Origin of the sequence: Cedecea davisae DSM 4568, assembly GCF_000412335.2 — a bacterium.
GTDB lineage: Bacteria > Pseudomonadota > Gammaproteobacteria > Enterobacterales > Enterobacteriaceae > Cedecea > Cedecea davisae.
The window spans coordinates 34,014-48,125 of record NZ_KE161030.1; the positions used below are offsets into that span (position 1 = coordinate 34,014).

Annotated in this window: 9 protein-coding genes; 7 read left to right on the top strand and 2 right to left on the bottom strand. The window is 55.7% G+C overall.

Features of this window, described 5'->3' with window-relative positions:
* The first annotated feature begins 407 nt into the window (after positions 1 to 407).
* From metA to aceK, 4 genes are all read left to right on the top strand, one after another.
* Positions 408 to 1,337 carry a homoserine O-acetyltransferase MetA gene (metA, locus tag HMPREF0201_RS00170; RefSeq protein WP_016517399.1) on the top strand — a complete coding sequence of 310 codons (930 nt, stop codon included), beginning with the start codon at positions 408 to 410 and terminating at the stop codon, positions 1,335 to 1,337.
* 246 nt (positions 1,338 to 1,583) lie between these two features.
* A complete protein-coding gene (gene aceB / locus HMPREF0201_RS00175; protein ID WP_016517401.1) occupies positions 1,584 to 3,182 on the top strand; it encodes a malate synthase A in 1,599 nt (532 codons plus the stop codon).
* A 30-nt stretch (positions 3,183 to 3,212) separates the two neighbouring features.
* Positions 3,213 to 4,520, top strand: coding sequence for an isocitrate lyase (gene aceA, locus HMPREF0201_RS00180; RefSeq protein WP_016517402.1), 1,308 nt, complete (start codon positions 3,213 to 3,215; stop codon positions 4,518 to 4,520).
* Between the two features lie 52 nt (positions 4,521 to 4,572).
* Positions 4,573 to 6,315 carry a bifunctional isocitrate dehydrogenase kinase/phosphatase gene (aceK, locus tag HMPREF0201_RS00185; RefSeq protein ID WP_016517403.1) on the top strand — a complete coding sequence of 581 codons (1,743 nt, stop codon included), beginning with the start codon at positions 4,573 to 4,575 and terminating at the stop codon, positions 6,313 to 6,315.
* On the opposite strand, the gene iclR is transcribed toward aceK, so the two are convergent.
* Positions 6,312 to 7,145 carry a glyoxylate bypass operon transcriptional repressor IclR gene (iclR, locus tag HMPREF0201_RS00190; protein ID WP_016517404.1) on the bottom strand — a complete coding sequence of 278 codons (834 nt, stop codon included), beginning with the start codon at positions 7,143 to 7,145 and terminating at the stop codon, positions 6,312 to 6,314. The two genes, aceK and iclR, sit on opposite strands and share 4 nt — an antisense overlap.
* 193 nt (positions 7,146 to 7,338) lie before the next feature.
* On the opposite strand from iclR, the gene metH reads away from it, so the two are divergent.
* The 3 genes from metH (at position 7,339) to rluF (ending at position 13,803) form a co-directional block, all read left to right on the top strand.
* The gene (metH, locus tag HMPREF0201_RS00195) at positions 7,339 to 11,022 is read left to right on the top strand and encodes a methionine synthase (RefSeq protein ID WP_016517405.1); all 3,684 of its coding nucleotides are present in this window, start codon (positions 7,339 to 7,341) and stop codon (positions 11,020 to 11,022) included.
* A gap of 142 nt (positions 11,023 to 11,164) precedes the next feature.
* Positions 11,165 to 12,796, top strand: coding sequence for a Na/Pi cotransporter family protein (locus HMPREF0201_RS00200; protein ID WP_016517406.1), 1,632 nt, complete (start codon positions 11,165 to 11,167; stop codon positions 12,794 to 12,796).
* A 125-nt stretch (positions 12,797 to 12,921) separates the two neighbouring features.
* Complete coding sequence (gene rluF, locus HMPREF0201_RS00205) at positions 12,922 to 13,803, top strand: 23S rRNA pseudouridine(2604) synthase RluF (protein ID WP_016517407.1); 882 nt, start codon at positions 12,922 to 12,924, stop codon at positions 13,801 to 13,803.
* A 1-nt stretch (position 13,804) separates the two neighbouring features.
* Here rluF and HMPREF0201_RS00210 read toward each other — a convergent pair whose 3' ends face one another.
* Complete coding sequence (locus HMPREF0201_RS00210; protein ID WP_016517408.1) at positions 13,805 to 14,077, bottom strand: YjbD family protein; 273 nt, start codon at positions 14,075 to 14,077, stop codon at positions 13,805 to 13,807.
* Between the last annotated feature and the right edge of the window lie 35 nt (positions 14,078 to 14,112).

A 14,112-nucleotide genomic window follows, 5' to 3' on the forward strand; every position in this document is an offset into this window, starting at 1 on the left:
TTTTTATCAGAACCCTGGAAATTTTCTACACGAGCATGGTCATGCGACAAACGTGTCGGGAACACGTTTGAACGCCGCGTGCGGCGGCCCCGGAGGGGCGAGTATCAGGATGATACGAGTAGTGTGGGAACTGCCAGGCATCAAATAAAACAAAAGACCTCAGCCTGACGGCTGGGGTTTTTTGTTTTCTGCTATCTTAAAAAGCATCAAAAAAAACGGCCTTCCAAAACAATCAAATCTGCTGCCTTTAAGCCAGAAAACCAGCATAACCCTCTGTTTATCATTGCCGTCTCTAAATGAAACATTTTCACCTTTTCGCTTCCGGCTCGACATTATTCACTAATTTCGGTATCTTCAGCTGTCTGGATGTCTAAACGTTTAAACGTATGCTTTGAGGATATAAGGTTATGCCTATTCGGGTGCAGGACGAGCTACCAGCCGTCAATTTCCTGCGTGAGGAAAACGTCTTTGTGATGACATCTTCGCGCGCCAGCAATCAGGAAATCCGTCCGCTAAAGGTGCTGATCCTGAATCTGATGCCAAAGAAGATTGAGACGGAAAATCAGTTCCTGCGTTTGCTCTCCAACTCGCCGCTGCAGGTAGACGTTCAGTTGCTGCGTATCGATAGTCGTGAATCGCGGAATACGCCCAGCGAACATCTCAATAACTTCTACTGTAATTTTGAAGATATCCAGCACGATAATTATGATGGCCTGATAGTCACCGGTGCGCCGCTTGGGCTGGTCGAATTTAACGATGTTGCCTACTGGCCGCAGATCCAGCAGGTGCTGGAATGGGCAAAAGATCACGTCACCTCAACGCTGTTTGTCTGTTGGGCCGTACAGGCCGCTCTGAATATTTTGTATGGCATTCCGAAGCAGACCCGCAATGAAAAACTCTCCGGCGTTTATGAGCATCACATTACACATCCCCACGCTCTGCTGACTCGCGGATTCGACGATTCATTCCTGGCGCCTCATTCCCGCTATGCCGACTTCCCGGCCCAGCTGATCCGTGACTATACCGATCTGGAGATTCTGGCCGAAACGGAACAGGGCGATGCTTACCTGTTTGGCAGTAAGGACAAGCGCATCGCGTTTGTGACCGGCCACCCGGAATACGATGCTCTGACACTCTCCGGGGAATACTTCCGGGACATTGAAGCCGGGCTTGAGACTGAAGTGCCTTATAACTACTTCCCGGACAACGATCCGGGTAAAACACCCCACGCCACCTGGCGCAGCCACGGTAATTTGCTGTTCACAAACTGGCTAAACTACTACGTCTACCAGATCACACCGTTCGATCTGCGCCATATGAATCCTACGCTGGATTAAGCGTTTCAGCCTCCCACCACAAGCGCCTTCGGGCGCTTTTTTTGTACTCTGAAAACCACTTCCCTCTACGATCAAACTTTAATCATATAAATATCAATATGATAAATGATTTTTAATTTCAAAATGGAAATTGTTTTTGATTTTAAAAAATCATGAAGTAGTCTTAATTCTGTTGCATGAAAACTGCACAGCCGTGCCTGATCCACTTTTGGCCGTATCGACGGGATAAGACGAAGGAGTAACCGAATGACACAACAGACAGTTAGCGAAGAGTTGGCCTTTAGCCAGCCGTTTGGCGAGCAAGAGAGACAAATCCTGACGCCGGAAGCCGTAGAATTCATCGGCGAACTGGTGGCTCGCTTCACCCCGCAGCGTAACAAGCTGCTGGCGTCTCGGATTGCTGAACAGCAGGCTATTGATGCCGGCAAACTCCCTGACTTCAATTCGGAAACTGCTTCCATTCGTAATGGTGACTGGACAATTCGTGGCATCCCGCAGGACTTACTCGACCGCCGCGTGGAAATCACCGGGCCGGTTGAGCGCAAAATGGTAATCAACGCCCTGAACGCTAACGTGAAAGTGTTTATGGCCGACTTTGAAGATTCTCTTGCGCCGAGCTGGAGCAAAGTGATCGACGGCCAAATCAACCTGCGCGATGCGGTTAATGGCACCATTAGCTGGACCAACGAAGCCGGTAAAATCTATCAGTTAAAGCCCAATCCTGCGGTGCTGGTTTGCCGCGTTCGCGGTCTGCATCTGCCTGAAAAACATGTGACCTGGCGCGGGGAAGCTATCCCGGGAAGTCTGTTCGACTTCGGGCTTTATTTCTTCCATAACGTTGATGCGCTGCTTGCCAAGGGCAGCGGCCCATACTTCTACCTGCCAAAAACGCAGTCCTGGCAGGAAGCCGCCTGGTGGAGTGAGGTGTTCAGCTTTACGGAGGATCATTTCTCCCTGCCTCGCGGCACGATTAAAGCCACGCTGCTTATCGAAACGCTGCCGGCGGTATTCCAGATGGACGAGATCCTCCACGCTCTGAAAGATCACATCGTTGGCCTGAACTGCGGCCGCTGGGATTACATCTTCAGCTATATCAAAACGTTGAAGAATCACCCGGATCGTGTCCTGCCCGACCGTCAATCGGTCACGATGGATAAGCCATTCCTCAACGCCTACTCGCGCCTGTTAATTAAAACCTGTCATCGCCGTGGCGCTTTTGCCATGGGCGGTATGGCGGCATTTATTCCAAGCAAAGACAGCGCCCGCAATGAGTGGGTACTGAACAAGGTTAAAGCGGACAAAGAAATGGAGGCCAGCAATGGCCACGACGGCACCTGGATTGCTCACCCGGGGCTTGCTGACACGGTAATGGAAGTGTTTGGCAAGAAACTGGGTTCAGGCCATAACCAGCTGGATGTTAAGCGCTACGAAGACGCGCCGATTACCGCGGCTCAACTGCTTGAGCCTTGCCCCGGAGAGCGCACCGAAGAAGGGATGCGCGCCAATATTCGCGTTGCCGTTCAGTACATCGAAGCGTGGATCTCCGGCAACGGCTGCGTGCCTATCTACGGTCTGATGGAAGATGCCGCGACCGCTGAAATTTCCCGTACTTCAATCTGGCAGTGGATACATCACCAAAAGACGCTGAGTAACGGCCAGACCGTGACCAAAGCGCTGTTCCGCCAGATGCTTGCCGAAGAGATGTTGGTGATTCAGGAAGAGCTGGGCGACCAGCGTTTTAGCCAGGGACGCTTCGACGAAGCTGCGCGGCTGATGGAACAAATTACCACCTCAGAAGAATTAATCGACTTCCTGACGCTGCCGGGCTACCGCCTGCTTGCCTGAACCTAACCCTACAAATATGGAGCATCTGAAATGAAAACCTCACGTAGCCAACAGATTCAACAATTACAGCAAGAATGGACGCAGCCTCGTTGGGAAGGCATTCAGCGTACCTATAGCGCCGAAGACGTGGTGAAACTCCGCGGGTCGCTGAACCCGGAATGCACGCTGGCGCAGCACGGAGCGGCTAAGCTCTGGCGCCTGCTGCACGGAGAGTCGAAAAAAGGTTACGTCAACAGCCTCGGGGCATTAACCGGTGGCCAGGCTTTACAGCAGGCAAAAGCGGGTATTGAGGCTATCTACCTTTCCGGCTGGCAGGTCGCGGCGGACGCAAACCTCGCCTCCAGCATGTACCCGGATCAATCGCTCTACCCGGCGAACTCGGTTCCGTCCGTGGTCGATCGGATCAACAACAGCTTCCAGCGTGCGGATCAGATCCAGTGGGCTTCAAACATCGAGCCGGGCGATCCGCGCCATGTCGACTACTTCCTGCCGATCGTTGCCGATGCGGAAGCCGGTTTTGGCGGCGTACTTAATGCTTTCGAACTAATGAAATCGATGATTCAGGCCGGTGCTGCCGGGGTTCACTTTGAAGACCAGCTGGCCTCGGTGAAGAAATGCGGGCATATGGGTGGCAAAGTGCTGGTACCGACCCAGGAAGCCATTCAGAAGCTGATTGCCGCTCGTCTGGCGGCTGACGTAATGGGCGTTCCGACGCTGCTGATTGCCCGTACCGACGCCGATGCGGCCGACCTGATCACTTCCGACTGCGATGAATACGACCGCGAATTTGTGACCGGCGAGCGTACTCAGGAAGGCTTCTATCGCACCCGCGCCGGTATTGAGCAGGCTATCAGCCGCGGCCTGGCCTACGCGCCTTATGCCGACCTCGTCTGGTGTGAAACCTCTAAACCGGATCTGGATCAGGCTAAGCGCTTTGCGGATGCTATTCATGCTCGCTTCCCGGGTAAACTGCTGGCCTACAACTGTTCGCCGTCGTTTAACTGGAAGAAAAATCTTGATGACAAAACCATCGCGGCCTTCCAGCAGGAACTGTCGAATATGGGCTACAAATACCAGTTCATTACCCTGGCCGGTATTCATAGCATGTGGTTCAACATGTTCGACCTTGCCCATGCCTACGCTCAGGGCGAGGGGATGAGGCACTACGTCGAGAAAGTGCAGCAGCCAGAATTTGCCGCGGCTTCTGAAGGCTACACCTTCGTTTCCCATCAGCAGGAAGTTGGCACCGGCTACTTTGACCGGGTGACCACCATCATCCAGGGCGGCGCTTCCTCTGTCACCGCGCTCACCGGCTCCACTGAAGAAGAGCAGTTCTGATCCTAAAATCCCTCTCTCTACGGGGAGAGGGAGCAATCTGGCGGAGAAGCCTATGACGCGCGGCCTGGAACTTCTGATTGCCCACACTATCCTGCAGGGGTTCGACGCGCAATATGGTCGATTCCTTGAAGTGACCGCCGGCGCTCAGCAGCGCTTTGAGCAGGCCGACTGGCACGCCGTCCAGCAGGCGATGAAAAGCCGTATCAATCTTTATGACCATCACGTTGGCCTGGTGGTGGAGCAACTTCGCTGCATCACCGGCGGGCAGAACACCGACGTGGCCTTTTTGCTGCGTGTGAAAGAGCAGTACACCGGACTATTGCCGGATTATCCGCGTTTTGAAATTGCCGAGAGTTTCTTCAACTCTGTCTATTGTCGGCTGTTCGACCACCGCTCGCTTACTCCCGAGCGGCTTTTTATTTTTAGCTCGCAGGCAGGAAAGCAGCTCCGGCCGCTGCCTCGTCCGCTGGCGAAAATCTTCTTCCCCGAGCAGGGATGGAACAAATTGCTGACAACCCTGCTTGCCGACCTCCCGCTGCGCCTTCCGTGGCAGGACCTGGCTCGTGACGTTAGTTATATTACTGCCCATCTTACTGAAACCGTTGATGCCCAGGCGCTGAGTCATGCGTCTCTGGAAGTGGCTAATGAACTGTTTTATCGCAATAAGGCGGCGTGGTTGGTCGGCAAACTGGTGCTGCCGGAGGGCAAAATCCCTTTCTTATTGCCCATCCACCGTACCGACGACGGACAGCTGATGGTCGATACCTGCCTGACCAGTTCCGCGGAGGCGAGTATCGTCTTCGGCTTCGCTCGTTCGTATTTTATGGTGTACGCCCCATTCCCTGCCGCACTGGTGGAGTGGCTGCGCGAGCTGCTGCCGGGTAAAACCACCGCCGAGCTGTATATGGCGATTGGCTGCCAGAAGCACGGCAAAACGGAAAGCTACCGCGAATACCTGACTTATATTACGGGGACGGACGAGCAGTTTATCGAGGCGCCGGGCATTCGCGGCATGGTGATGCTGGTGTTCACCCTGCCGGGCTTTGACCGCGTTTTTAAGGTGATTAAAGATAAATTTGCGCCGCAGAAGGAGGTCAGCGCTGAGAGAGTGCGGGCCTGCTATCAGCTGGTTAAAGAGCACGATCGCGTCGGGCGCATGGCGGACACCCAGGAGTTTGAAAACTTTGTGCTGGATAAACGTCAGATAGGCCCCGAGCTAATGGCCCTGCTACGCCAGGAAGTGCCGGAGAAACTCACTGATTTGGGTGAACGCATCGCCATCAGCCATCTCTACATTGAGAGGCGTATGGTGCCGCTTAACCTGTGGCTGGAGCAGGTTGAAGGCCAGCAGCTGCGTGATGCGGTAGAAGAGTATGGCAACGCCATTCGCCAGCTCGCGGCGGCTAATATCTTTCCGGGCGATATGCTGTTTAAGAACTTTGGCGTTACGCGCCACGGGCGGGTGGTGTTCTACGACTACGATGAGATTTGTTATATGACGGAGGTGAATTTTCGCGATATCCCGCCGCCGCGCTACCCGGAAGACGAGCTTTCGGCTGAGCCGTGGTACAGCATCTCACCGGGCGACGTTTTCCCCGAAGAGTTTCGCCACTATCTCTGCGCTGACCCGCGCATTCGTCCGCTATTTGATGAAATGCACGGCGACCTTTTCCGCGCTGAGTTCTGGCGTGCCCTGCAAACCCGCATTCGTAATGGCCACGTCGAAGATGTCTTTGCCTATCGCCGCCGCCAGCGTTTCAGCCTGCGATTTGGCGAGGTAAAACGGGCGGGTTAGCGCCCGCCGCCGTAAGCCTGAGTAATTTCTTTCGCCGCCTTAATCACCAGCGCGCCCAGCTCCGTAACCCGGTCGTCAGTCACGCGGGAAATCGGGCCGGAAATAGAAATAGCGGCAAACGCTTCACGATGCTCATCATAAATACATGAGGCCACGCAGCGCAGGCCCAGGGCGTGTTCTTCATCATCAAACGAATAGCCGCGCTTGCGCGTCTGGGCTAAATCTTCTTTCAGATGCAGGGGCGAGGTGAGGGTGGCTGGGGTGTAGCTGTGCAGCCCTTTGCGGTGCAGCAGCCCGGCAACTTCATCGTCGCTAAGGTGCGCCAGAAACGCTTTCCCGGCTCCGGAAGCATGCATCGGCAGCTTGCCGCCAATGGGAGCCGACATGCGCATCAATTGGGTACACTGAACCTGGTCGATAATAATCGCCTGATGGTCGCTGCTGTCGAGCACGGCAAGGTTAACCGTTTCGCCGGAATCTTCCATCAGCTTGCGCAGGATCGGGTGAACAATCGCCAGCAGATTACGGCTTTGCAGGAAGCTGCTGCCAACCACAAAAGCGTGGGCGCCAATCGTCCAGTGGCCAAGGTCGCCAATCTGGCGAACAAAGCCCAGCTGCTGCATAGTGGTCAGCAGGCGGTGCGTGGTGGAGTTCGGTAAACCAGCCTGCTGAGCCAGCTCGGTGAGCGCCACGCTGCCGTGAGACTCGGCAATCCATTCCAGCAGTTTTAGCCCGCGGGTGAGGGATTGAACCTGCCCGGTAGCCGGTGGGGCCGCAGCGGCGGCGGCACGCGGTTTTTTACCTCGTTTAGCGGGAACGGTGGCAACCATAGCGGACTCCTTTTTCGTATCGTGGAAATCATTTTCGTTTTATTTGGCGATTTTGCAACCGCTAAGCAGACTGATCGGAGGAGTGATGCTGAACATCTCTCATGTTACCGACTAGCGACTTTTCCGCCCCTGCAGTTTGTGCAAGTATGGGTCTGCAGGTCTGTCTGGCCCGGGAAAACAGGTGGGAGTGAGAGTGAGCAACAACGTAGAACGGCTTCATCAGCAATTAAGCGAACGCATTCTGGTACTGGACGGCGGCATGGGCACTATGATCCAGAGCTATCGTCTTGATGAAAGTGATTTCAGAGGAGAGCGCTTTGCCGACTGGCCGTGCGACCTGAAAGGCAACAACGACCTGCTGGTGCTAAGCAAGCCCGAGGTTATCGCCGCGATCCACTACGCCTACTTCGAGGCCGGGGCGGATATCGTTGAAACCAACACCTTCAACTCCACCACCATCGCCATGGCCGACTACCAGATGGAATCCCTGTCGGCAGAAATTAACTACGAAGCGGCGAAGTTGGCACGAGCCTGCGCCGATGAATGGACGGCGAGAACGCCGGAAAAACCGCGCTATGTTGCCGGGGTGCTTGGCCCCACAAACCGTACCGCATCAATTTCTCCTAACGTTAACGATCCCGCATTCCGTAACATCACTTTCGATCAACTGGTAGAAGCTTACCGCGAATCCACCCGAGCGCTGGTGGAAGGCGGGGCTGACCTGATTATGATCGAAACGGTGTTCGACACCCTGAACGCAAAAGCGGCGATATTCGCCGTTAAAACAGAATTTGAAGCGCTTGGCGTCGAGTTGCCCATCATGATTTCCGGCACCATTACCGACGCTTCAGGCCGTACGCTTTCCGGGCAGACGACCGAGGCATTCTACAACTCGCTGCGCCATGCGGATGCGCTCAGCTTTGGCCTTAACTGTGCTTTGGGGCCGGACGAGCTGCGCCAGTACGTTGCCGAGCTGTCACGCATTGCCGAATGCTACGTTACCGCACACCCTAACGCCGGGCTGCCAAATGCCTTCGGCGAGTACGATCTCGACGCTGACGTAATGGCCCTGCAGATTGGCGAATGGGCGCAGGCGGGTTTCCTGAATATCGTCGGCGGCTGCTGCGGCACTACGCCAGCGCACATTGCCGCGATGAGCAAAGCGGTGGAAGGCGTTGCCCCACGCAAGCTTCCCGAGCTGCCGGTTGCCTGCCGTCTTGCCGGGCTGGAGCCGCTTAATATCGGCGCGGAAAGCTTGTTTGTAAACGTCGGGGAGCGTACCAACGTGACCGGCTCTGCAAAATTTAAGCGGCTGATTAAAGAAGAAAAATATAACGAAGCGCTGGACGTGGCCCTGCAACAGGTCGCCAGCGGGGCACAAATCATCGACATCAACATGGATGAAGGAATGCTCGATGCCGAAGCGGCAATGGTGCGTTTCCTGAATCTGATTGCCGGTGAGCCGGACATTGCCCGGGTGCCGATTATGATCGACTCCTCAAAATGGGAGGTCATCGAAAAAGGGCTGAAATGCATCCAGGGCAAAGGCATCGTCAACTCTATTTCCATGAAGGAAGGGATTGAGCCGTTTATCCACCATGCCCGGCTGGTACGGCGCTACGGCGCGGCCATGGTAGTCATGGCGTTTGATGAAGTCGGCCAGGCGGATACCCGCGAGCGCAAAATTGATATTTGCCGCCGCGCCTACAAGATCCTTACCGAAGAGGTCGGTTTCCCGCCCGAAGATATTATTTTTGACCCAAATATCTTCGCCGTGGCGACCGGCATCGAAGAACACAACAACTACGCTCAGGACTTTATCGGCGCCTGCGAAGACATTAAGCGTGAGCTGCCGCATGCGATGATTTCCGGCGGCGTTTCCAACGTTTCCTTCTCGTTCCGCGGCAATGAGCCGGTGCGTGAAGCCATCCACGCGGTCTTCCTCTACTACGCTATCCGCAACGGTATGGATATGGGGATTGTTAACGCCGGGCAGCTGGCGATTTACGACGATCTGCCTGCCGAGCTGCGGGACGCGGTGGAGGACGTTGTTCTCAACCGTCGCGACGACAGTACCGAGCGACTGCTGGATCTGGCCGAGAAATATCGCGGCAGCAAAAGCGATGAAGCCGCCAACGCGCAGCAGGCTGAATGGCGCAGCTGGGACGTTGTTAAGCGCCTGGAGTATTCGCTGGTGAAAGGTATCACCGAATTTATCGAAGCGGACACAGAAGAAGCGCGCCAGCAGTCCACGCGCCCGATAGAGGTTATCGAAGGCCCGCTGATGGCGGGAATGAACGTGGTTGGCGACTTGTTCGGCGAAGGGAAAATGTTCCTGCCGCAGGTGGTGAAGTCGGCCCGCGTGATGAAGCAGGCGGTGGCTTATCTGGAGCCTTACATTGAAGCCAGCAAGGAAAAAGGCTCGACGAATGGCAAAATCGTGCTTGCCACGGTAAAAGGCGACGTACACGACATCGGGAAAAACATCGTTGGCGTGGTGCTGCAATGTAACAACTACGAAATTATCGACCTCGGCGTGATGGTGCCGGGGGAGAAGATTTTGAAGACCGCCCGTGAAGTCGGCGCGGATATTATCGGCCTCTCCGGGCTGATTACGCCGTCGCTGGACGAGATGGTTAACGTCGCCAAAGAGATGGAGCGTCAGGGCTTTAAGCTGCCGCTGTTGATTGGCGGGGCGACGACTTCCAAAGCCCACACGGCGGTGAAAATCGAGCAAAACTACAGCGGTCCGACGGTGTATGTGCAGAATGCCTCCCGCACCGTCGGCGTGGTCTCCTCCCTGCTTTCAGAAACTCAGCACGATGATTTTGTCGCCCGCACGCGCAAAGAGTATGAGGTCGTGCGTACTCAGCATGCCCGCAAAAAACCGCGCACGCCGCCGGTAACGCTCCAGGCCGCGCGTGAGAACGACCTCGCCTTCGACTGGGATAGCTACACTCCGCCGGTTGCCCATCGCCTGGGCGTGCAGGAAGTCACCGCCAGTATCGAAACGCTGCGTAACTACATCGACTGGACGCCGTTCTTTATGACCTGGTCTCTGGCCGGTAAATATCCGCGCATCCTGGAAGATGAAGTGGTGGGGGAAGAGGCGAAGCGGCTGTTTAAAGACGCCAACGAAATGCTCGACATGCTTCATAACACTAAGGCAATGACGCCGCGTGGCGTAGTGGGCCTGTTCCCGGCAAACCGGGTGGGCGATGACGTGGAAGTTTACGCCGACGAGACGCGCACCCAGGTGAAGGCCGTGAGCCGTCATCTGCGCCAGCAAACTGAAAAAACCGGTTTTCCAAATTACTGCATCGCCGACTTCGTTGCGCCTAAACATAGCGGCAAAGCGGACTACATCGGCGCGTTTGCGGTTACCGGCGGCATCGAGGAAGACGCGCTGGCGGAGGCTTATGATGCCCAACATGATGATTACAACAAAATCATGGTGAAAGCGGTGGCGGACCGCCTGGCTGAAGCATTTGCAGAATATCTTCATGAGCGCGTGCGTAAGGTTTACTGGGGCTATGCGGCAACGGAGAATCTCAGCAACGAGGAGCTTATTCGCGAAAATTACCAGGGCATTCGCCCCGCGCCCGGCTATCCGGCCTGCCCCGAACATACCGAGAAAGCGGCTATCTGGGCGCTGCTCGACGTGGAAAACGTTATCGGCATGAAGCTGACCGAGTCCTACGCCATGTGGCCAGGCGCGTCGGTTTCCGGCTGGTACTTCAGCCACCCTGATAGCAAATACTTCGCCGTGGCGCAGATCCAGCGTGACCAGGTAGAAGACTATGCGCGGCGCAAAGGGATGCCGGTTAGCGAAGTCGAACGCTGGCTGGCGCCTAACCTGGGCTACGACGCAGACTAGTCGCCAAAAATAACCTTTCCTTACAACTTACAAGGCGCTCTGTGAGCGCCTTGTCTCTTTATTGAAGTTAAACCCTTATACTGAAGGATGGTGGCTATTTTTGCCTCAGGAACCCTAAAAACTATAAGGAGAACAAGAATCCGTGCTGACATTGTTACACCTGCTGTCCGCCGTCTCGCTGCTGGTTTGGGGCACGCATATCGTGCGTACCGGCATCATGCGGGTATACGGTGCCAACCTGCGCAGCGTGCTTAGCCGCAGCGTAGAAAAGAAACCGCTCGCCTTCTGCGCCGGTATCGGCGTTACCGCTCTGGTGCAGAGCAGCAATGCAACCACTATGCTGGTCACGTCCTTCGTGGCTCAGGATCTGGTGGCGCTGACGCCTGCGCTGGTAATTGTGCTGGGGGCCGACGTAGGGACCGCGCTGATGGCGAGGGTCCTGACCTTCGATCTCTCGTGGCTTTCGCCGCTGCTGATATTTATCGGCGTCATTTTCTTCCTCAGCCGCAAGCAAACCCGTGCCGGGCAGCTTGGCCGCGTGGGGATTGGCCTTGGCCTGATCCTGCTGGCGCTGGAGCTGATTGTTTCGGCCGTCACGCCGATGACCCAGGCCAACGGCGTGCAGGTGATTTTCGCCTCTTTGACCGGCGACATCATGCTGGATGCGCTTATCGGCGCTATGTTCGCGATTATCAGTTACTCAAGCCTTGCTGCCGTGCTGTTAACCGCCACGCTGACCTCAACCGGCGTTATCTCGTTTGACGTCGCGCTGTGCCTGGTCATTGGCGCGAACCTCGGCTCCGGCCTGCTGGCGATGATCAATAACAGCGCGGCTAACGCTGCCGCTCGTCGCGTGGCGCTCGGCAGCCTGCTGTTTAAGCTGGTGGGGAGCCTGCTGGTGCTGCCGTTTGTGCACATCCTTGCCCGGCTGATGCACCACCTGCCGCTGCCTGAGTCCGAGCTGGTTATCTACTTCCACGTCTTCTACAACCTGATCCGCTGCCTGGTGATGGTGCCCTTTGCCGAGCCCATGGCGCGTTTCTGCCGCCGGGTTATTAGCGAGGAGCCGGAAGTGGATGCGCGCATGAAGCCGAAGCACCTTGACCCAACCGCGCTGGATACTCCGGCGCTCGGTTTGTCTAACGCCGCGCGTGAAACCCTCAGAATGGGAGACGTACTGGAGCAGATGCTGGAGACCTGGAGCAAGGTGATGCACGGCGAGCCGCGCCAGGAAAAAGAGCTGCGCAAGCTGGCCGACGACGTAGACGTGCTTTATACCGCCATCAAGCTCTACCTTGCTCAAATGCCGAAGGAAGATTTGGCGGAAATGGAATCGCGCCGCTGGGCGGAAATTATTGAGATGTCGCTTAACCTTGAGCAGGCGGCGGATATCATTGAGCGTATGGGTAGCGAAGTTGCGGATAAATCCCTTGCCGCCCGTCGCGCCTTCTCGCCGGATGGCCTGACCGAGCTGGATAACCTGCTCCAGCAGTTGATCAGCAACCTGCAGCTTAGCCTGTCGGTATTTTTCTCAAGCGACCTGGGCAGCGCCCGCCGCCTGCGCCGCAACAAGCATCGCTTCCGTATTATGAACCGCCGCTTCTCCCACGCGCACGTTGACCGCCTGCATCAGCAAAACGTGCAGAGCATCGAAACCAGCTCGCTGCACCTTGGGCTGCTGGGCGATATGAAACGCCTGAACTCCTTGTTCTGTTCGGTGGCCTATAGCGTGCTGGACCAGCCGGACGACGACGATGAGCGGGACGAGTATTGATTAAGCCGCGCCTTCATGACGAAGGCGCTTAAAGCGCATGCCGGGCTAAGATCGCGGGGCAATCACAGAAAGGCTGTTCGCAACGCCCTGCGGGTAAGGTATAGTCCTGGGTTTTCGGAGGAGCCATGCTGACTAATTCATCTATTCGTCTTAACAAATACATCAGCGAGAGCGGTATCTGCTCGCGCCGTGACGCCGATCGCTACATCGAACAGGGCAACGTTTTTATCAACGGCAAACGCGCCAAAGTGGGCGATCAGGTTTTTGCCGGCGATAGCGTGAAGGTGAATGGTCAGTTAATCGAGCCTCGCGACGAAGAAGACCTGGTGCTGATTGCGCTGAATAAGCCGGTGGGCATCGTGAGTACCACCGAAGACGGTGAGAAAGACAACATCGTGGATTACGTGAACCACAGCAAGCGCGTGTTTCCAATTGGCCGTCTCGACAAAGATTCCCAGGGGCTGATTTTCCTCACTAATCACGGCGACCTGGTAAACAAGATCCTGCGCGCCGGTAATGACCACGAAAAAGAGTACGTGGTAACGGTGAATAAGCCTGTGACCGACGAGTTTATTCGCGGCATGGGCGCGGGCGTGCCGATCCTCGGCACCGTGACCAAAAAATGCAAAGTGAAAAAAGAAGCGCCGTTTGCGTTTCGCATCACGCTGGTTCAGGGATTAAATCGCCAGATCCGCCGCATGTGCGAGCATTTTGGTTATGAAGTGACGAAGCTTGAGCGCACGCGCATCATGAACGTCAGCCTTTCCGGGATACCGCTGGGTGAATGGCGTGACCTGACTGATGATGAACTGATTGAGCTGTTTAAGCTGATTGAGAATTCTTCTTCTGAAGCCAAACCGGCTCAAAAAAAGGCGAAACCAAAAGCCACCACGGCCGCGGTGAAAAAGCCGCAGGTCAGCGGGCCGAAAAGCTCAGCCAAAACGCCTGCTGAGCTTGCTTCCCGTAAACGCTTTGCCGCCCCGGGCCGTAAGAAAAAAGGCCGTTAAACTAGCGCTTACCGCGCGTGTGGGTGTTGGCCGACCATGAAAAGGTCGCCGAAGTATCCGGCTTTAAAGCATTTTTCTTCTTCAGCTGGCGCGCTTTTTTAGCCGCCAGCTCTCGCTCCGCCATCAGCTTGTCGATGTACTCTTTTTTTACCTGATTGGTTTCTGAGTTGGTCAACGTACGACCGTGTGCAATGCGGGCGCGATCCAGCAGCGTCTTTAACTCGCGCTGCTCGCTTTCCGTCATGTCCTGCTGTGTCAGTCTGGCTGTGGCCATCGTTGCAACCTCCTGGGAAAGGACTTTCAGTGTAA